28 protein-coding genes are annotated in these 15,894 nt (G+C 66.9%); 2 read left to right on the top strand and 26 right to left on the bottom strand.

Annotated elements, in window-relative coordinates; genetic code table 11:
* Window positions 1-108: 108 nt before the first annotated feature.
* The 26 genes from map to BJ961_RS03505 all read right to left on the bottom strand — a co-directional run bounded on the left by map (window position 109) and on the right by BJ961_RS03505 (window position 14,702).
* The gene (gene map, locus BJ961_RS03630; RefSeq protein ID WP_271319853.1) at window positions 109-945 is read right to left on the bottom strand and encodes a type I methionyl aminopeptidase; all 837 of its coding nucleotides are present in this window, start codon (window positions 943-945) and stop codon (window positions 109-111) included.
* A 166-nt stretch (window positions 946-1,111) separates the two neighbouring features.
* Entirely contained in the window at window positions 1,112-1,765 is a 654-nt protein-coding gene (locus BJ961_RS03625; protein ID WP_271319852.1) for an adenylate kinase, read from the bottom strand.
* On the bottom strand, window positions 1,765-3,078 hold the full coding sequence (gene secY, locus BJ961_RS03620) for a preprotein translocase subunit SecY (RefSeq protein WP_271319851.1): 1,314 nt from the start codon (window positions 3,076-3,078) through the stop codon (window positions 1,765-1,767). Before secY ends, BJ961_RS03625 begins: the two co-directional genes overlap by 1 nt.
* A gap of 253 nt (window positions 3,079-3,331) precedes the next feature.
* Window positions 3,332-3,787 (bottom strand): 50S ribosomal protein L15, encoded by a 456-nt coding sequence (gene rplO, locus BJ961_RS03615; RefSeq protein ID WP_271319850.1) that lies wholly within the window; start codon window positions 3,785-3,787, stop codon window positions 3,332-3,334.
* Window positions 3,788-3,789: 2 nt separating this feature from the next.
* Window positions 3,790-3,972 (bottom strand): 50S ribosomal protein L30, encoded by a 183-nt coding sequence (gene rpmD / locus BJ961_RS03610; protein WP_006140898.1) that lies wholly within the window; start codon window positions 3,970-3,972, stop codon window positions 3,790-3,792.
* A gap of 2 nt (window positions 3,973-3,974) precedes the next feature.
* Window positions 3,975-4,577: a 30S ribosomal protein S5 gene (gene rpsE / locus BJ961_RS03605; RefSeq protein WP_031041540.1), complete on the bottom strand. Its 603-nt coding sequence runs from the start codon at window positions 4,575-4,577 to the stop codon at window positions 3,975-3,977.
* Between the two features lie 64 nt (window positions 4,578-4,641).
* Window positions 4,642-5,025: a 50S ribosomal protein L18 gene (rplR, locus tag BJ961_RS03600; RefSeq protein WP_271319849.1), complete on the bottom strand. Its 384-nt coding sequence runs from the start codon at window positions 5,023-5,025 to the stop codon at window positions 4,642-4,644.
* Between the two features lie 3 nt (window positions 5,026-5,028).
* Window positions 5,029-5,568, bottom strand: coding sequence for a 50S ribosomal protein L6 (rplF, locus tag BJ961_RS03595; RefSeq protein ID WP_271319848.1), 540 nt, complete (start codon window positions 5,566-5,568; stop codon window positions 5,029-5,031).
* Window positions 5,569-5,592: 24 nt separating this feature from the next.
* Window positions 5,593-5,991 carry a 30S ribosomal protein S8 gene (gene rpsH, locus BJ961_RS03590; protein ID WP_003974254.1) on the bottom strand — a complete coding sequence of 133 codons (399 nt, stop codon included), beginning with the start codon at window positions 5,989-5,991 and terminating at the stop codon, window positions 5,593-5,595.
* 210 nt (window positions 5,992-6,201) lie between these two features.
* Window positions 6,202-6,387 carry a type Z 30S ribosomal protein S14 gene (locus BJ961_RS03585; RefSeq protein ID WP_003948630.1) on the bottom strand — a complete coding sequence of 62 codons (186 nt, stop codon included), beginning with the start codon at window positions 6,385-6,387 and terminating at the stop codon, window positions 6,202-6,204.
* A gap of 5 nt (window positions 6,388-6,392) precedes the next feature.
* Window positions 6,393-6,950: a 50S ribosomal protein L5 gene (rplE, locus tag BJ961_RS03580; protein WP_003974255.1), complete on the bottom strand. Its 558-nt coding sequence runs from the start codon at window positions 6,948-6,950 to the stop codon at window positions 6,393-6,395.
* Window positions 6,950-7,273, bottom strand: a complete 324-nt coding sequence (gene rplX / locus BJ961_RS03575) for a 50S ribosomal protein L24 (protein WP_003974256.1) — start codon at window positions 7,271-7,273, stop codon at window positions 6,950-6,952. The genes rplE and rplX overlap by 1 nt, the downstream gene beginning before the upstream one ends.
* Window positions 7,274-7,275: 2 nt before the next feature.
* Window positions 7,276-7,644 (bottom strand): 50S ribosomal protein L14, encoded by a 369-nt coding sequence (gene rplN / locus BJ961_RS03570; protein ID WP_003974257.1) that lies wholly within the window; start codon window positions 7,642-7,644, stop codon window positions 7,276-7,278.
* Between the two features lie 107 nt (window positions 7,645-7,751).
* Window positions 7,752-8,039: a 30S ribosomal protein S17 gene (gene rpsQ, locus BJ961_RS03565; protein WP_003974258.1), complete on the bottom strand. Its 288-nt coding sequence runs from the start codon at window positions 8,037-8,039 to the stop codon at window positions 7,752-7,754.
* Window positions 8,039-8,263, bottom strand: coding sequence for a 50S ribosomal protein L29 (gene rpmC, locus BJ961_RS03560; protein WP_003974259.1), 225 nt, complete (start codon window positions 8,261-8,263; stop codon window positions 8,039-8,041). Before rpmC ends, rpsQ begins: the two co-directional genes overlap by 1 nt.
* The gene (gene rplP / locus BJ961_RS03555; protein WP_003974260.1) at window positions 8,263-8,682 is read right to left on the bottom strand and encodes a 50S ribosomal protein L16; all 420 of its coding nucleotides are present in this window, start codon (window positions 8,680-8,682) and stop codon (window positions 8,263-8,265) included. Before rplP ends, rpmC begins: the two co-directional genes overlap by 1 nt.
* 5 nt (window positions 8,683-8,687) lie before the next feature.
* Window positions 8,688-9,518: a 30S ribosomal protein S3 gene (rpsC, locus tag BJ961_RS03550; RefSeq protein ID WP_271319847.1), complete on the bottom strand. Its 831-nt coding sequence runs from the start codon at window positions 9,516-9,518 to the stop codon at window positions 8,688-8,690.
* Window positions 9,518-9,865 carry a 50S ribosomal protein L22 gene (gene rplV, locus BJ961_RS03545; protein ID WP_030619142.1) on the bottom strand — a complete coding sequence of 116 codons (348 nt, stop codon included), beginning with the start codon at window positions 9,863-9,865 and terminating at the stop codon, window positions 9,518-9,520. Before rplV ends, rpsC begins: the two co-directional genes overlap by 1 nt.
* A gap of 42 nt (window positions 9,866-9,907) precedes the next feature.
* A complete protein-coding gene (rpsS, locus tag BJ961_RS03540) occupies window positions 9,908-10,189 on the bottom strand; it encodes a 30S ribosomal protein S19 (RefSeq protein WP_003948639.1) in 282 nt (93 codons plus the stop codon).
* A 12-nt stretch (window positions 10,190-10,201) separates the two neighbouring features.
* Window positions 10,202-11,038, bottom strand: a complete 837-nt coding sequence (rplB, locus tag BJ961_RS03535) for a 50S ribosomal protein L2 (RefSeq protein WP_030400225.1) — start codon at window positions 11,036-11,038, stop codon at window positions 10,202-10,204.
* 40 nt (window positions 11,039-11,078) lie between these two features.
* Window positions 11,079-11,498, bottom strand: coding sequence for a 50S ribosomal protein L23 (gene rplW / locus BJ961_RS03530; RefSeq protein ID WP_007443985.1), 420 nt, complete (start codon window positions 11,496-11,498; stop codon window positions 11,079-11,081).
* Window positions 11,498-12,157 carry a 50S ribosomal protein L4 gene (rplD, locus tag BJ961_RS03525; RefSeq protein ID WP_127894806.1) on the bottom strand — a complete coding sequence of 220 codons (660 nt, stop codon included), beginning with the start codon at window positions 12,155-12,157 and terminating at the stop codon, window positions 11,498-11,500. The genes rplW and rplD overlap by 1 nt, the downstream gene beginning before the upstream one ends.
* An 8-nt stretch (window positions 12,158-12,165) precedes the next feature.
* Complete coding sequence (rplC, locus tag BJ961_RS03520; RefSeq protein WP_271319846.1) at window positions 12,166-12,810, bottom strand: 50S ribosomal protein L3; 645 nt, start codon at window positions 12,808-12,810, stop codon at window positions 12,166-12,168.
* Window positions 12,811-12,827: 17 nt separating this feature from the next.
* Window positions 12,828-13,136 carry a 30S ribosomal protein S10 gene (gene rpsJ, locus BJ961_RS03515; RefSeq protein ID WP_003948644.1) on the bottom strand — a complete coding sequence of 103 codons (309 nt, stop codon included), beginning with the start codon at window positions 13,134-13,136 and terminating at the stop codon, window positions 12,828-12,830.
* Between the two features lie 535 nt (window positions 13,137-13,671).
* Window positions 13,672-13,860, bottom strand: coding sequence for a DUF397 domain-containing protein (locus BJ961_RS03510; protein WP_271319845.1), 189 nt, complete (start codon window positions 13,858-13,860; stop codon window positions 13,672-13,674).
* A complete protein-coding gene (locus tag BJ961_RS03505; protein ID WP_271319844.1) occupies window positions 13,857-14,702 on the bottom strand; it encodes a helix-turn-helix domain-containing protein in 846 nt (281 codons plus the stop codon). Before BJ961_RS03505 ends, BJ961_RS03510 begins: the two co-directional genes overlap by 4 nt.
* Window positions 14,703-14,843: 141 nt before the next feature.
* On the opposite strand from BJ961_RS03505, the gene BJ961_RS03500 reads away from it, so the two are divergent.
* Window positions 14,844-15,275: an ATP-binding protein gene (locus BJ961_RS03500; RefSeq protein ID WP_271319843.1), complete on the top strand. Its 432-nt coding sequence runs from the start codon at window positions 14,844-14,846 to the stop codon at window positions 15,273-15,275.
* Between the two features lie 141 nt (window positions 15,276-15,416).
* Window positions 15,417-15,878: a hypothetical protein gene (locus tag BJ961_RS03495; protein ID WP_271319842.1), complete on the top strand. Its 462-nt coding sequence runs from the start codon at window positions 15,417-15,419 to the stop codon at window positions 15,876-15,878.
* Window positions 15,879-15,894 lie beyond the last annotated feature (16 nt).

The raw sequence follows: 15,894 nt of genomic DNA, 5'->3' as shown, positions 1-15,894 counted from the left end.
TCGCTGCACAATCCTCAAGACATGGGGATGCACGGCAGCCGACGAGTCAGTCTACGTCAGCGAACCCGGAAAGGCGAAACGAGGAAGTCTGCCCGGGATACGAGATCGTTATGCAAGGGGGTCCGGCGCCGCCGTGACACCCAGCTCCGCCAGCTTCGCCCTGCCGCCGTCCGGCGCCGTCAGGACAAGGGGGCCCTGTTCCGTCAGGGCGACCGAGTGCTCCCAGTGGGAGGACCAGGTGCCGTCGGTCGTGATGACCGTCCAGTCGTCGGACAGGACCTCGGTGCGGGGGGTGCCGAGGGACAGCATCGGCTCGATGGCCAGGCAGAAGCCCGGGACGAGCTTCGGGCCCTTGCCGCGCTTGCGGTCGACGTAGTTCAGCAGGTGCGGGTCCATGTGCATCTCGGTGCCGATGCCGTGGCCGCCGTAGTCCTCGATGATCCCGTACTTGCCGCCGCCGGGCTTGGGCTGGCGGCGGATGTAGGTCTCGATGGCGCGGGAGACGTCCACGAGGCGGTTGCCCTGCTTCATGGCCGCGATCCCCGCCCACATGGACTCCTCGGTCACCCGGGAGAGCTCCACCAGCTCCGGGGAGTGACCGGAGCCGACGAAGGCCGTGTAGGCGGCGTCGCCGTGCCAGCCGTCGATGATCGCGCCGCAGTCGATGGAGATGACGTCGCCGTCCCTCAGGACCACGTCGTCGGAGGGGATGCCGTGGACGACCACCTCGTTCACCGAGGTGCAGATGGTGGCGGGGAAGCCGCCGTACCCGAGGAAGTTCGGCTTGGCGTCGTGCTCCGCGAGGACCTTGCGGGCGACCTGGTCCAGGTCCCTGGTCGTGGCGCCGGGCACGGCGGCCTCGCGGGTGGCCGCGTGGATGGCGGCGACGACCAGCCCCGCCTCACGCATCTTGGCGATCTGCTCGGGGTTCTTGATCTGCACCATGGGGGCTGCGGCCTTTCTGGACTGGGCGGGACCGGAGGGGCGGTCCTGAGGGGCGGTCCCTGAGGAGCGCGGACGCTTCCAACGATACGGGGCGGGCACCAGCCCGCCCCACGGCACAGCCGCGGCCCCCCCTCGACGGGGACCGCGGCTGCAGCCGGGCGAAGAACTACTTGTCGCGCTTGAGCGCCTCCAGCGCGCGGCCGGTGACCTCGTCCACGGGTCCCGTCGCCGAGATGGTGACGACCAGGCCCTGCGCCTTGTAGTAGTCGATGATCGGCTCGGTCTGCGTGTGGTAGACCTCGAGCCGCTTGCGGACCGTCTCCTCGGAGTCGTCGTCCCGCTGGTACAGCTCGCCGCCGCAGACGTCGCAGACGCCTTCCTTCTTCGGCGGCGTGTACGTCACGTGGAAGACGTGCGCCGAGTTGTTGCGGCAGACCCGGCGGCCGGCGATCCGCTTGACGACCTCGTCCTCCGGCGCCTCCAGGTCCAGCACCGCGTCGAGCTTCATGTCCTCGTTCTCGAGCAGCTCGTCCAGCGCCCCGGCCTGCGACACGTTGCGCGGGAAGCCGTCCAGCAGGAAACCGCCCTCGGCGTCGGGCTGCTCCATGCGGTCCTTCGCCATGGCGATGGTGACCTCGTCCGGTACGAGGTTGCCGGCGTCCATGTAGGACTTCGCGAGCTTGCCCAGTTCGGTCTGCCGGCTGATGTTCGCGCGGAACAGGTCGCCCGTGGAGATGTGCGGAATGTGCAGCGTCTCGGCAAGGCGGGTGGCCTGCGTTCCCTTTCCAGCACCCGGCGGCCCGACGAGGACGATTCGCATCAGCGGAGGAACCCTTCGTAATTGCGCTGCTGGAGCTGGCTCTCGATCTGCTTCACCGTCTCGAGACCCACACCCACGATGATCAGGATGCTGGTACCACCGAACGGGAAGTTCTGGTTTGCCCCGAAACCAGCCAACGCCAATGTTGGGACGAGAGCGATCAGGCCCAGATACAGCGAACCCGGCCAGGTGATCCGGTTGAGTACGTAGCTCAGATACTCAGCGGTCGGTCGGCCAGCCCGGATGCCCGGGATGAAGCCACCATACTTCTTCATGTTGTCCGCGACTTCCTCGGGGTTGAACGAGATGGCCACGTAGAAGAAGGCGAAGAACACGATCAGGAAGAAGTACAGAAGCACGTGCGGCGTCGCCGCGGTGTCCGCGAGGTTCTTCGTGATCCAGGTGGCCCAGCCCGCCGTCGAGTTCGAGAACTGGACGATCAGCGCCGGGATGTAGAGCAGCGACGAGGCGAAGATGACGGGGATGACGCCCGCCTGGTTCACCTTGAGCGGGATGTACGTCGAGGTGCCGCCGTAGGAGCGGCGGCCGATCATGCGCTTCGCGTACTGCACCGGAATGCGGCGCTGGGCCTGCTCCACGAAGACCACGAGGCCGACCATGACCAGGCCGACGAGGATGACCGTGCCGAACTCGATCCAGCCGCCCGCCAGGTCGCCCTGCTTCTTGATGGCCCACAGGGCGGACGGGAAGGTCGCGGCGATCGAGATGAACATCAGGATCGACATGCCGTTGCCGATGCCGCGGTCCGTGATCAGCTCGCCGAGCCACATGACGACGGCCGTACCGGCGGTCATGGTGACCACCATGACGATGGTGGTGAAGATCGCCTGGTCGGGGACGATCTGGCCGGCGACGGTGCAGCCGGAGAACAGGGCGCCGCTGCGGGCGGTGGCGACCAGGCCGGTGCCCTGCAGGATGGCGAGCGCGATGGTCAGGTAACGGGTGTACTGCGTGATCTTCGCCGTACCCGCCTGGCCCTCCTTCTTGAGGGCTTCCAGGCGCGGGATGACCACGGTCAGCAGCTGCAGAATGATGCTCGCCGTGATGTACGGCATGATGCCGAGCGCGAAGACCGTGATCTGCAGCAGGGCGCCACCGCTGAACATGTTGACCAGGCCGAAGAGGCCCTGGTTACCGGACGCCTGGTCCACGCACTCCTGGACGTTCTTGTAGTCGACACCTGGGATGGGAATGTGGGTACCCATCCGGTACACCACGATGATGCCGAGCGTGAAGAGCAGCTTCTTGCGCAGGTCGGGCGTCTTGAACGCCCGGGCGAACGCGGTGAGCACGGTGCCTCCTGCGACCCCCGCGCTACTGCGTCAAGGGTGACGGTCTTGAGGTTCGACTGACGACTGAGTAATGACGACTGAGTAAGTAACGGTGAACTGCCGCTCAGAGTGCCTCATGTGACGCACACGTGAAAGAGGGCAGCCCGGCCACCTTACCGGCGGGACCACTTACCTTGGAACGACCAACCGGGGATACCCCTTTTGTGGGTATCCCCGGTTGGGATCGCTCAAGTCATCGAGGCGCCTGAAGGGTTCAGACGAGCTCGGTGACGGTACCGCCGGCGGCGGTGATCTTCTCCTTGGCGGAGCCGGAGACGGCGTCGACCGTCACCTGCAGCGCCACGGAGACCTCGCCCTGGCCGAGGACCTTGACGAGGCTGTTCTTGCGAACGGCACCCTTGGCCACGAGGCCCTCGACGGTGACCTCGCCACCCTCGGGGTACAGCGCGGACAGCTTGTCGAGGTTCACGACCTGGAACTCGGTCTTGAACGGGTTCTTGAAGCCCTTCAGCTTCGGGAGACGCATGTGGAGGGGCATCTGGCCACCCTCGAAGCGCTCCGGAACCTGGTAGCGGGCCTTCGTGCCCTTGGTACCACGACCGGCCGTCTTACCCTTCGACGCCTCACCACGACCGACACGGGTCTTGGCGGTCTTGGCGCCCGGGGCGGGACGGAGGTTGTGGATCTTGAGCGGGTTGTTCTCCGCCATGATCAGTCGACCTCCTCGACCGACACGAGGTGGCGGACGGTGTGCACCATGCCGCGGAACTCGGGGCGGTCCTCCTTGACGACCTGCGTGTTGATGCCCTTGAGACCAAGGGAACGCAGGGTGTCACGGTGGTTCTGCTTGCTGCCGATGTAGGACTTGACCTGCGTAATCTTGAGCTGCGCCATGATTACGCACCCGCCCCGGCACGTGCACGGAGAAGAGCCGCGGGGGCGACGTCCTCGAGCGGCAGACCACGGCGGGCCGCGATCTCCTCGGGACGCTGCAGGCCCTTGAGGGCCTCCACGGTCGCGTGCACGATGTTGATCTGGTTGTCGGAGCCGAGCGACTTCGACAGCACGTCGTGGATACCGGCGCACTCGAGCACGGCGCGCACCGGACCACCGGCGATCACGCCGGTACCGGGGGACGCGGGCTTGAGCAGCACGACGCCGGCAGCCTTCTCACCCTGGATGGGGTGCGGGATGGTGCCCTGGATGCGGGGGACCTTGAAGAAGTGCTTCTTGGCCTCCTCAACACCCTTGGCGATGGCGGCCGGCACCTCCTTGGCCTTGCCGTATCCGACACCCACGGTGCCGTCACCGTCGCCCACCACGACCAGCGCGGTGAAGCTGAAGCGACGACCACCCTTCACAACCTTGGCGACGCGGTTGATCGCGACAACGCGCTCAACGTACGCGGTCTTCTCGGCGGCAGCGCCACCGTCGCGACCCTTCCGGTCCCGCCGCTCGCCGCCACCGGCACCGCCACCGCGGCGCTGGGGTCCAGCCATTGGAATTACCTCTCTTCGTTTCCGTAGCTACGCAGCGACATCAGTCGCTGCCGCGACGGGCGGCTCAGAACTTCAGCCCGGCTTCGCGGGCGGCGTCCGCCAGGGCGGCGATGCGCCCGGCGTACTGGTTGCCACCACGGTCGAACACGACGGCCTCGACGCCGGCGGCCTTGGCGCGCTCGGCGACCAGGGCGCCGACCTGCTGGGCCTGCGCGGACTTGTCGGCCTCGCCACCGCGGATCGAGGTGTCCAGGGTGGACGCCGACGCAAGGGTGTGACCCTTGATGTCGTCGATCACCTGGGCCACGATGTGGCGGTTCGAACGGGTAACGACCAGACGGGGACGCTCCGCCGTGCCCGAGAGATTCTTGCGAATCCGGATGTGGCGGCGCTTGATCGCGGCGCGCTTGTAGGCGTCGCCCTTGAGGATCTTCTGTCCGTATGCCATGGCTTACTTACCCGCCTTTCCGACCTTGCGTCGGATGACTTCGCCCTCGTACTTGACGCCCTTGGCCTTGTACGGGTCGGGCTTGCGCAGCTTGCGGATGTTGGCCGCAACCTCGCCGACCTTCTGCTTGTCGATGCCCTCGACCGAGAAGTGCGTCGGGTTCTCCACCTTGAAGGTGATGCCCTCGGGGGCCTCGACCAGGATCGGGTGGCTGTAGCCGAGGGAGAACTCCAGGTTCGACCCCTTGGCGAGCACGCGGTAACCGACACCGCTGATCTCGAGCTTCTTCACGTAACCCTGGGTCACGCCGGTGATCATGTTCGCCACCAGCGTGCGGGACAGGCCGTGCAGGGCCTTGCTCTGACGCTCGTCGTTGGGGCGGGTGACGCTCAGCACGCCGTCCTCACCCTTGGCGATGTCGATCGGCGCCACGACGGTGTGAGTCAGCGAACCCTTGGGTCCCTTGACCGAAACCGTACGGCCGTCGATGGTGACGTCCACGCCGGCGGGAACCGCGATGGGGAGCTTGCCGATGCGCGACATAGCTGTTTCCTCCGTTCCCTTCCGTTACCAGACGTAGGCGAGAACTTCTCCGCCTACGCCCTTCTTGCCGGCCTGCTTGTCGGTGAGGAGCCCGTGCGACGTGGAGATGATCGCCACGCCGAGGCCACCCAGCACCTTGGGCAGGTTGGTGGACTTCGCGTACACCCGGAGACCGGGCTTGGAGATCCGCTTGATGCCCGCGATGGAGCGCTCACGGTTCGGACCGAACTTCAGCTCGAGGGTGAGGTTCTTGCCCACCTCGGCGTCCTCGGTCTTCCAGCCGGTGATGAAGCCCTCCTGCTGGAGGATCTCCGCGATGTGAGACTTGATCTTGGACGCCGGCATCGTCACGGAGTCGTGGTACGCCGAGTTCGCGTTCCGCAGACGCGTAAGCATGTCTGCGATCGGATCAGTCATGGTCATGAATTGGCCTTCGGCCTCTCTCGCCGTGGTTTCCTGGTGCGCCATCCCTCTCCCCGATCCGAGACGGGACGGGTGCGGCGCGGTGGACCTACGGCGTAGTAAGTCGTTTGGGGCGACAGACGCCCAACCCCACAAGCCTAAGGCATGCGGAGCCGGGCCCCTGCCCACCCAGTTGCTTACCGAGAGTCTGAATAACCCGGAATTACCGGATTACCAAGAGCTCTTGGTCACGCCCGGCAGCTCGCCACGGTGAGCCATCTCACGGAGGCACACGCGGCACAGGCCGAACTTGCGGTAGACGGAGTGCGGACGGCCGCAGCGCTGGCAGCGCGTGTAGCCGCGGACACCGAACTTGGGCTTGCGAGCAGCCTTGGCAATCAGAGCCTTCTTCGCCATCTCGCTCACGCCTCCTTGAAGGGGAAGCCGAGGTGACGAAGGAGCGCGCGGCCCTCAGCGTCGTTGGTCGCCGTGGTCACCACGGTGATGTCCATACCCCGGGTGCGGTCGATCTTGTCCTGGTCGATCTCGTGGAACATGACCTGCTCGGTGAGACCGAAGGTGTAGTTGCCACGGCCGTCGAACTGCTTGGGGGACAGACCGCGGAAGTCGCGGATGCGCGGCAGCGCGAGCGACAGGGTGCGGTCCAGGAACTCCCACATGCGGTCGCCACGGAGCGTGACGTGGGCACCGATCGGCTGGCCCTCACGCAGCTTGAACTGCGCGATGGACTTGCGGGCCTTGGTGACGGCCGGCTTCTGACCGGTGATGGTGGTCAGGTCGCGGATCGCGCCCTCGATCAGCTTCGAGTCACGGGCGGCGTCGCCGACACCCATGTTGACCACGATCTTCACGAGGCCGGGGATCTGCATGACGTTCTCGTAGGAGAACTCCTCACGCAGCTTGCCGGCGATCTCCTCGCGGTACTTCGTCTTGAGACGCGGAGTGGTGGTGGTAGCCATCAGATGTCCTCACCCGTCCGCTTGGCAACGCGAACCTTGTTGCCCTCGTCGTCGAAGCGGTAACCGACGCGCGTGACGACCTTGTTGCCGTCCTTCTCCACGACCAGCTGGACGTTGGAGACGTGGATCGGGGCCTCGGTGGTCACGATGCCGCCGGCCTGCGAACCGCGAGCGGTCGGCCCGGCCTTGGTGTGCTTCTTGACCCGGTTGACACCCTCGACCAGGACGCGGTCCTCGCGGGGGAAGGCCGCGATGACCTTGCCCTGCTTGCCCTTGTCCTTACCGGTGATGACCTGGACCAGGTCGCCCTTCTTGATCTTCATGCTCACAGCACCTCCGGCGCGAGGGAGATGATCTTCATGAACTTCTTCTCGCGCAGCTCACGGCCCACCGGGCCGAAGATACGGGTGCCGCGAGGGTCGCCGTCGTTCTTCAGAATGACGGCGGCGTTCTCGTCGAAGCGGATGTACGAGCCGTCGGGACGGCGGCGCTCCTTGACGGTGCGAACGATGACCGCCTTGACGACGTCACCCTTCTTCACGTTGCCACCGGGGATCGCGTCCTTGACGGTGGCGACGATGACGTCACCGATACCCGCGTAGCGGCGGCCCGAGCCACCGAGCACACGGATGGTCAGGATTTCCTTCGCACCCGTGTTGTCGGCGACACGCAGCCGCGACTCCTGCTGGATCACGTCTATCTCCTGAATGTCTGCCGGTTCCCCGGGAGTCGGTCACCTGGGTGAACGACTCCCGGAGCCTGGCGGAACTGCCCTGCGAGGAATGCCCCGCAGGAGATTTCTTACTTGGCCTTCTCGAGGACCTCGACGACGCGCCAGCGCTTCGTCGCGGACAGCGGCCGGGTCTCCATGAGGAGGACACGGTCGCCGACGCCCGCGGCGTTCTGCTCGTCGTGAGCCTTGAGCTTCTCGGTACGGCGGATGACCTTGCCGTACAGGGCGTGGGTCACGCGGTCCTCGACGGCGACGACGACGGTCTTGTCCATCTTGTCGCTGACGACCAGACCCTGGCGGGTCTTGCGGAAGCCGCGCGCGGCCTTCGTCTCTTCAGTCACGTTGCTCTCGCTCATCAGGCGCTCTCCACCGTCTCGATGCCCAGCTCGCGCTCACGCATCAGGGTGTAGATCCGCGCGATGTCCTTACGGACGGCCTTGAGCCGACCGTGGTTCTCGAGCTGACCCGTCGCCGCCTGGAAGCGGAGGTTGAACAGCTCTTCCTTGGCCTCGCGGAGCTTCGCAAGAAGCTCCTCGTTGCCCAGCTCGCGCAGCTCGGACGCCTTGGTACCGGCCGACATCACGCTTCACCTGCCTCGCGCTTGACGATCCGGCACTTCATCGGCAGCTTGTGGGCCGCACGGGTCAGCGCCTCACGGGCGATCTTCTCGTTGGGGTAGGACAGCTCGAACATGACCCGACCCGGGTGCACGTTCGCGATCCACCACTCGGGAGAACCCTTACCGGAACCCATGCGGGTCTCGGCCGGCTTCTTCGTGAGCGGGCGGTCCGGGTAGATGTTGATCCAGACCTTGCCGCCACGCTTGATGTGGCGGGTCATCGCGATACGGGCCGCCTCGATCTGGCGGTTGGTCACGTACGCCGGCGTGAGGGCCTGGATGCCGTACTCGCCGAACGCAACCTGCGTACCGCCCTTGGCCATACCGCGGCGCTTGGGGTGGTGCTGCTTGCGGTGCTTGACCCTGCGGGGGATCAGCATGACGGTCAGGCCTCCGTTCCGGTGCTCTCGGCCGGAGCGGCAGCGGCGGGCGCGTCGGCCTTGGGGGCCTCGGCGGCCGGAGCCGACTGCTGCTGCGGCTTGCGCCCACGACGCTCGCCACCGCGGCCACCGCGGGCCGGGCGGTCGGCGCCGCCACGGGCCGGGCGGTTGCCGGCACGGGCGGCGGCGTTCTCGGCGCGGACCTCGGCGATGTTCTTGACGTCGCCCTTGTAGATCCAGACCTTCACACCGATGCGGCCGAAGGTCGTCTTGGCCTCGAAGAAGCCGTAGTCCACGTTCGCGCGGAGCGTGTGCAGGGGCACACGGCCCTCGCGGTAGAACTCCGAGCGGGACATCTCGGCGCCACCGAGGCGGCCACCGCACTGGATCTTGATGCCCTTGGCGCCGGCCTTCATCGTGCCCTGCATGCTCTTGCGCATGGCGCGACGGAAGGAGACGCGGGAGGACAGCTGCTCGGCGACGGCCTGGGCCACCAGCTGAGCGTCCGTCTCGGGGCTCTTGACCTCGAGGATGTTCAGCTGGACCTGCTTGCCGGTCAGCTTCTCCAGGTCACCGCGGATGCGGTCGGCCTCGGCGCCGCGGCGGCCGATGACGATGCCGGGACGGGCGGTGTGGATGTCCACACGCACGCGGTCACGGGTGCGCTCGATCTCCACCTTCGAGATGCCGGCGCGCTCCATGCCGGACGTCATCATCCGACGGATGGCGACGTCTTCCTTGACGTAGTCCTTGTACAGCTTGTCGGCGTACCAACGCGACTTGAAGTCGGTGGTGACACCGAGCCGGAACCCGTGCGGGTTTACCTTCTGGCCCATTACCGGGTTCCTTCCTTGCTGCTGACGACCACGGTGATGTGGCTGGTCCGCTTGCGGATCCGGTAGGCGCGGCCCTGGGCGCGCGGACGGAACCGCTTCAGGGTCGGGCCCTCGTCGACGTACGCCTCGGAAATGACGAGGCTGTCGGCGTCGGTGTGGTCGTAGTTGTGCGCGGCGTTGGCGATGGCGCTGTCCAGCACCTTGCCGACCGGCACGCTCGCGGCCTGCGGGGCGAAACGCAGGACCGCCTGAGCCTCCGTGGCATCCATGCCACGGATGAGGTCCACCACGCGGCGGGCCTTCATGGGCGTGACGCGGATGTACCGCGCCTGGGCCCTGGCTTCCATGGTTGTCCCTTCAGTGTTTGTCATGGTCATTCCACCCCGCTGTTAGCGGCGCTTCGACTTCCGGTCGTCCTTCACGTGACCCCGGAAGGTGCGCGTCGGCGAGAACTCGCCGAGCTTGTGGCCGACCATGGACTCGGTGACAAACACCGGGATGTGGGTCTTGCCGTTGTGCACCGCGATCGTGTGGCCGAGCATCGCCGGGACGATCATCGAGCGACGGGACCAGGTCTTGATGACGTTCTTGGTACCGGCTTCGTTCTGGACGTCCACCTTCTTGATCAGGTGGTCGTCGACGAAGGGTCCCTTCTTCAAGCTACGAGGCATCTCAACCCGTCCTTAGCGCTTCTTGTTCGTCTTGCGGCGGCGGACGATGTACTTGTTCGACGCCTTCTTGGGCGAACGAGTACGGCCTTCCTTCTTGCCCCACGGCGACACGGGGTGACGGCCACCGGAAGTACGGCCCTCGCCACCACCGTGCGGGTGGTCGACCGGGTTCATGACGACACCACGGACGGTCGGGCGAACGCCCAGCCACCGCTTACGGCCGGCCTTGCCCCAGTTGATGTTGGACTGCTCGGCGTTGCCGACCTCGCCGACCGTGGCGCGGCAGCGCTGGTCGACCAGGCGGATCTCTCCGGACGGCATGCGCAGGTGGGCCATCGAGCCCTCCTTCGCGAGCAGCTGCACGGAGGCACCGGCGGAGCGGGCGAACTTGGCGCCGCCACCGGGACGGAGCTCGATCGCGTGGATCGTGGTACCGACCGGGATGTTGCGGAGCGCCAGGTTGTTGCCCGGCTTGATGTCGGCCCCGGGACCGTTCTCGACGCGGTCGCCCTGCTGCAGGTTGCGCGGGGCGAGGATGTAGCGCTTCTCGCCGTCGGCGTAGTGCAGCAGCGCGATGCGCGCGGTGCGGTTGGGGTCGTACTCGATGTGCGCGACCTTCGCCGGCACGCCGTCCTTGTCGTGCCGACGGAAGTCGATGACACGGTAGGCGCGCTTGTGTCCGCCACCCTGGTGGCGAACGGTCACACGACCGGCGTTGTTACGGCCGCCCTTGCTGTGCAGCGGGCGGACCAGCGACTTCTCCGGCGTGGACCGCGTGACCTCGACGAAGTCGGCGACGCTGGAGCCACGACGGCCCGGCGTAGTCGGCTTGTACTTGCGGATTCCCATTTCTCAGTCCTCGTCCGATTCCGGACGATCCGGACCTCCGTCAGGAGGTCGGACCGCCGAAGATGTCGATACGGTCGCCCTCGGCGAGGGTCACGATCGCGCGCTTGCTGTCGGCACGCTTGCCGAAGCCCGTGCGGGTCCGCTTCCGCTTGCCCTGGCGGTTGATCGTGTTGACCCCGGTGACCTTGACCGAGAAGACCGCCTGGACGGCCTCCTTGATCTGGGTCTTGTTGGAGCCCGGCGCGACGATGAACGTGTACTTGTTCTCGTCGAGGAGCGCGTAGCTCTTCTCGGACACGACCGGCTTCAGCAGCACGTCACGGGGGTCCGTGAACGCCTTGCTGGCCGGGGTGACGACGGTGTTCTTGCCCTCGGCCTCGTGGCGACGCGCCTTGGCGACGCGCGCGGCCTTGGCGGCCTTGGCCGCCTTGGAGGCGATGCTCGGGTGACGCGTAGCCATCAGGCTTCGCTCCCTTCGGTGTCAGCGGCCTTGTTGGGGCCAGACACGAAGGACTCGAAAGCGGCCTGGGTGAAGACCACGTCGTCCGAGACGAGAACGTCGTACGTGTTCAGCTGGCCCGGCTCCAGGATGTGGATCTGGGGCAGGTTGCGGGCGGACAGCCACGCGGCCTCGTCGGCGCGGTCGACGACCAGGAGCAGGTTCTTGCGCTCCGAGATCTTGCCGAACAGCGTCCGGGCGGCCTTCGTGGACGGGGTCTCGCCCTCGATGACGCCGGTGACGACGTGGATGCGGTCGTGGCGGGCCCGGTCGGTGAGGGCGTGGCGCAGGGCCGCGGCCTTCATCTTCTTCGGGGTCCGCTGCGAGTAGTCACGCGGCTGCGGGCCGTGGACGACGCCACCGCCGGCGAACTGCGGCGCACGGGTCGAACCCTGGCGGGCGCGGCCGGTGCCCTTCTGGCGGTACGGCTTCTTGCCGCCACCACGGACCTCGCCGCGACGCTTGGTCTTGTGCGTGCCCTGGCGGGCAGCGGCGTTCTGCGCGACGACGACCTGGTGGATCAGCGGGATGCTGATCTTCTCCACGCCGAAGATCTCCGCGGGGAGCTCGACGCTTCCGGTCTTCTCGCCGGCAGGCGAAAGGATGTCAACAGTGCTCATCGGTTACCTCAGGCCCCCTTGGCCGCAGTGCGGACCAGGACGAGGCCGCCGTTCGGACCGGGAACCGCGCCCTTGATGAGCAGCAGACCCTTCTCCGCGTCAACGGCGTGGACGGTCAGGTTCTGGGTGGTGACCCGCTCGTTGCCCATGCGGCCGGCCATGCGGAGGCCCTTGAACACGCGGCCCGGGGTGGCGCAGCCACCGATGGAACCGGGCGAGCGGTGCTTGCGCTGGGTGCCGTGTCCGGCGCCGAGGCCCTTGAAGTTGTGACGCTTCATGACACCGGCGAAGCCCTTGCCCTTGCTCTTGCCGGTGACGTCGACCTTCACGCCGGACTCGAAGACCTCGGCGCTGACTTCCTGACCGAGCGTGTACTCGGCGGCGTCGGCGGTACGGATCTCGACGAGGTGGCGGCGGGGGGTGACGTCGGCCTTGGCGAAGTGGCCCTTGAGGGGCTTGTTCACCTTGCGCGGGTCGATCTCGCCGAACGCGATCTGGACGGACTCGTAGCCGTCGACGTCGTTCGTGCGGACCTGGGTGACGACGTTGGGGCCGGCCTTGACGACGGTGACCGGAACAACGCGGTTGTTCTCGTCCCACACCTGCGTCATGCCGAGCTTCTCGCCCAGGATGCCCTTGATCTGCTTGGTCATCTTCAGATCACCGGCCCTCAGAGCTTGATCTCGATGTCGACACCGGCCGGGAGGTCGAGTCGCATCAGAGAGTCAACGGTCTTGGGAGTCGGGTCGAGGATGTCGATCAGGCGCTTGTGCGTGCGCATCTCGAAGTGCTCGCGCGAGTCCTTGTACTTGTGCGGCGACTTGATGACGCAGTACACGTTCTTCTCAGTGGGCAGCGGCACCGGGCCCGCGACCGACGCACCAGTGCGAGTCACCGTCTCGACGATCTTCTTCGCCGAAGAGTCGATGACCTCGTGGTCGTAGGCCTTGAGCCGGATGCGGATCTTCTGTCCCGCCATGGCTACTCAGTAGTCCTGTCTCTCGTAACGCTCTGGACCCGGTGGTCCTTGTCCATTCCGCTCCCCCTCCGACCCACGCGGTCGGGCGTGTCGCACTCTCGCTGACATGAATGTCCCTCTTCGGGACTTCCCTGCCTGGGAGTGCGGGCCCTTCCGGAACCGCGGACCGGGGGCGAGAGGCCCACCGGGCGCCTGGCCTGCACCCCGCTGACGCTTCCCGGAAGATTCCCGTACGTCCGCTCCTGAGCAGGAGCGACGAGTACTGTGGGACTCGCTTCCGGTCCCCCCGGCGGGAGGCGCGCAGCATCGGCACTCGACCGAGCAACCCCGCTAGTCTGCCATACAGGGCGGGGGACTGGCCAATCGGGCCGGAGAGAATACCCCGAGGGTGACGGAGATCAAACCGTGGCCCTTACGGATGCGTTCTCGCCCTTCGGGTGACCTCGCCGATGTGCGGCTGGCTGATCCGCCGCCGACACGGAAGCACCCCACGCGAGGCTCCGGCTTCGCGTGGGGTGCGTGGCGCGTCGTGGGGTCAGCCGCGGGACGCGTACGTCACGAAGTCCGCCCACACCCCCGGCGTGAGCGCGAGGCGCGGGCCGGACGCGTCCTTTGAGTCGCGGACGTGGATGGTGGCGGGGGTGGGAGCGACCTCGATGCAGTCGTTGCCGTTGCTGCTGCTGCTGTAGCTGCTCTTGAACCAGCGGAGTTCCGGCGTGCTCATAGCTCTCCCAGGGTTTCCTCGATGAAGACCAGAGAGTTCTCTGGTGTGAGCGCCTGAGCCCGGATGATGCCATAGCGCAGATCAAGGACGCGGAGCTGCCTGGGGTCCGAGACCGGGCGGCCTCCGAAGTCGCCGTCGGTACGCCCGATTCCCGTACCGTCCGCGAATTTCAGCACTTCGACAAGCCCACCTATTCCTGGGTGGTTCGCGCAGGTGGTCGGCATCACCTGAAGCTCCACGAACGGCAACTTCGCCACGTCCAGCATGTGTTCGAGCTGTCGGCGCAGCACCATTGTGCCTCCGACCGGGCGGCGCAGCGTCACCTCTTCCAGGACGAAGCTGAACTCCGGCGCGGGGGAGCGCTCGAAGACGGACTTCCGGGCCATGCGCGCGGTGGTCATCCGTTCCAGCTCGTCCGGTGGGTAGGCGGGCCGCCAGGTCCGCAGCAGCGCCCGCGCGTACTCCTCCGTCTGCAACAGCCCGTGGATGTTGTGGTTGCTGTACAGCAGCATCTCCACCGACCGCTCCTCCAGCTCGGCCAGCTGCCGCACCTTCTTCGGATACCGGGCCTTCCTCATGTCCTCCATGAAGGCCCTCAGATGCCCCTGCGCCTTCAGGAGCTGGTCCGCCTTGTCCAGGTACTCCGGGCGGGGAATCCGGGCCCCTCGTTCGATCTTGCGGACCATGTCCTCGCCGTATCCGAGGGACTCCGCCAGCTCGGACACGCTCACCCCGGCCGCCTCGCGGCAGACCCTGAGCAGGCGCCCCACCGCCTGCACCACCGGCTCGACCTCGTCGCCCGGTTCGACGTCCCAGCCCGCCTCGTCCGCACTTTTGTCCACGGCTGCTCCTCCTTCGGCGTGTACTCGTACTCGTACAACGCCCGGGACAGCCGAGACAGCCGAGACAAAAGCCGGGACAGTGACGGTACGTACAGGCGTTGTCGCTCATTCACGGAAGCAGATATCGCCACGCTGAGTGACGTGAACCAGGAAACCAGTGACCGTGCGCCCCGGCCCGCCGTCCCCGTCCGCAACTTCAGCCTCCAGCTGTCCCCCACGCCTCGCGGTGCCCGTCTCGCCCGGCTGCTCGCCACTGAGCAACTCCGCACGTGGGGACTGCCGACACACCCGGCGGAGCTCATCGTCGCGGAGCTGGCCACCAACGCCGCCACCCACGGCCGCGTCTCCGGCCGGGACTTCCGGCTGTTGCTGTACGTCGTTGGCGACACGCTCCGCATCGAGGTCACCGACACGCGCGGTGACCGGCTCCCATGCCCGCAGCAGGCGGCGACCGATGCAGAGTCCGGTCGCGGCCTGCTGCTCGTGGAGACCCTCGCCGACCGCTGGGGGGTCGTCCCCGGCCCACCTCCGCGCAAGACGGTGTGGGCCGAGGTGGGGACCAGCCCCGACTGACCGCCCCCCTCGCTCCGCGCCCACCCCTGGTGACCGGCGATGCCACTCGACACGGAACGTGGCGCATCTTGATCTGTCAGTCACCCTCGTCGCCCGCACTGTGGATAGGTTGCCCCAGGACCAGCGAGGGGGTACGGGGAAATGGTTTGGGACGAGTGGGAGACGCTGAAGGCCGACGCGGCCGCACGGCAGAGCACGGGCATGCAGCTCGATCAGCTCGCGCCGTCCGGCAGCGGCGGGGGCCAGGACCTGGTCGTGTACCAGGACGACCTCGGGGCGGTCGGCCATGACGCGTACCTTCTCTTCGAAGGCATCAGCGAGAAGGCCGACATCGCCGGCGCCGGCGCAGACAAGACGGGTGCCGGTACCAGTGCTCGGGCCGCCTCGTCCCTCACCTCGGCCGGCTTCGCGATGGGCCCGGCCCTGAAGTCGACCGTCGAGATCTGGACGTCCCAGGTCGATTCCGTCCGTCAGGCGTGCGCGCACATCTCGGACCACCTGGACTTCAGCAAGAAGCGGCACGCCGAGGACGACGCAAAGGTCGGCTCCGTGATCCGCGGCCAGGCCCTCCCCGTGTCACGGCTCAACGAGTACTTCAAGTAGGGACGCCGGGGACGCA

This window comes from Streptomyces lienomycini (assembly GCF_027947595.1).
Taxonomy (GTDB): Bacteria; Actinomycetota; Actinomycetes; order Streptomycetales; family Streptomycetaceae; genus Streptomyces; species Streptomyces lienomycini.
The sequence above is the reverse complement of the archived record's forward strand: the minus strand, read 5'-3'. Positions and strand labels throughout refer to the sequence as shown.

Coding starts and splice junctions, on each gene's coding strand:
- BJ961_RS03510 (WP_271319845.1), bottom strand. CDS start 13,860: ATGAGCACGCCGGAACTCCGCTGGTTCAAGAGCAGCTACAGCAGCAGC.
- rplW (WP_007443985.1), bottom strand. CDS start 11,498: ATGGCTACGCGTCACCCGAGCATCGCCTCCAAGGCGGCCAAGGCCGCC.
- rplB (WP_030400225.1), bottom strand. CDS start 11,038: ATGGGAATCCGCAAGTACAAGCCGACTACGCCGGGCCGTCGTGGCTCC.
- rplP (WP_003974260.1), bottom strand. CDS start 8,682: ATGCTGATCCCCCGCAGGGTCAAGCACCGCAAGCAGCACCACCCCAAG.
- BJ961_RS03585 (WP_003948630.1), bottom strand. CDS start 6,387: ATGGCGAAGAAGGCTCTGATTGCCAAGGCTGCTCGCAAGCCCAAGTTC.
- rplE (WP_003974255.1), bottom strand. CDS start 6,950: ATGGCTACCACCACCACTCCGCGTCTCAAGACGAAGTACCGCGAGGAG.
- rpsJ (WP_003948644.1), bottom strand. CDS start 13,136: ATGGCGGGACAGAAGATCCGCATCCGGCTCAAGGCCTACGACCACGAG.
- rpsE (WP_031041540.1), bottom strand. CDS start 4,577: ATGGCTGGACCCCAGCGCCGCGGTGGCGGTGCCGGTGGCGGCGAGCGG.
- BJ961_RS03495 (WP_271319842.1), top strand. CDS start 15,417: ATGGTTTGGGACGAGTGGGAGACGCTGAAGGCCGACGCGGCCGCACGG.
- rplR (WP_271319849.1), bottom strand. CDS start 5,025: ATGGCATACGGACAGAAGATCCTCAAGGGCGACGCCTACAAGCGCGCC.
- rplX (WP_003974256.1), bottom strand. CDS start 7,273: ATGAAGATCAAGAAGGGCGACCTGGTCCAGGTCATCACCGGTAAGGAC.
- rplD (WP_127894806.1), bottom strand. CDS start 12,157: ATGAGCACTGTTGACATCCTTTCGCCTGCCGGCGAGAAGACCGGAAGC.
- rpsC (WP_271319847.1), bottom strand. CDS start 9,518: ATGGGCCAGAAGGTAAACCCGCACGGGTTCCGGCTCGGTGTCACCACC.
- rplV (WP_030619142.1), bottom strand. CDS start 9,865: ATGGAAGCCAGGGCCCAGGCGCGGTACATCCGCGTCACGCCCATGAAG.
- rpmC (WP_003974259.1), bottom strand. CDS start 8,263: ATGTCGGCCGGTACCAAGGCGTCCGAGCTGCGCGAGCTGGGCAACGAG.
- rplF (WP_271319848.1), bottom strand. CDS start 5,568: ATGTCGCGCATCGGCAAGCTCCCCATCGCGGTTCCCGCCGGCGTGGAC.
- rpmD (WP_006140898.1), bottom strand. CDS start 3,972: ATGGCGCAGCTCAAGATTACGCAGGTCAAGTCCTACATCGGCAGCAAG.
- rplC (WP_271319846.1), bottom strand. CDS start 12,810: ATGACCAAGCAGATCAAGGGCATCCTGGGCGAGAAGCTCGGCATGACG.
- rpsH (WP_003974254.1), bottom strand. CDS start 5,991: ATGACCATGACTGATCCGATCGCAGACATGCTTACGCGTCTGCGGAAC.
- rplO (WP_271319850.1), bottom strand. CDS start 3,787: ATGGCGGAGAACAACCCGCTCAAGATCCACAACCTCCGTCCCGCCCCG.
- rpsS (WP_003948639.1), bottom strand. CDS start 10,189: ATGCCTCGTAGCTTGAAGAAGGGACCCTTCGTCGACGACCACCTGATC.
- map (WP_271319853.1), bottom strand. CDS start 945: ATGGTGCAGATCAAGAACCCCGAGCAGATCGCCAAGATGCGTGAGGCG.
- rpsQ (WP_003974258.1), bottom strand. CDS start 8,039: ATGAGCGAGAGCAACGTGACTGAAGAGACGAAGGCCGCGCGCGGCTTC.
- BJ961_RS03625 (WP_271319852.1), bottom strand. CDS start 1,765: ATGCGAATCGTCCTCGTCGGGCCGCCGGGTGCTGGAAAGGGAACGCAG.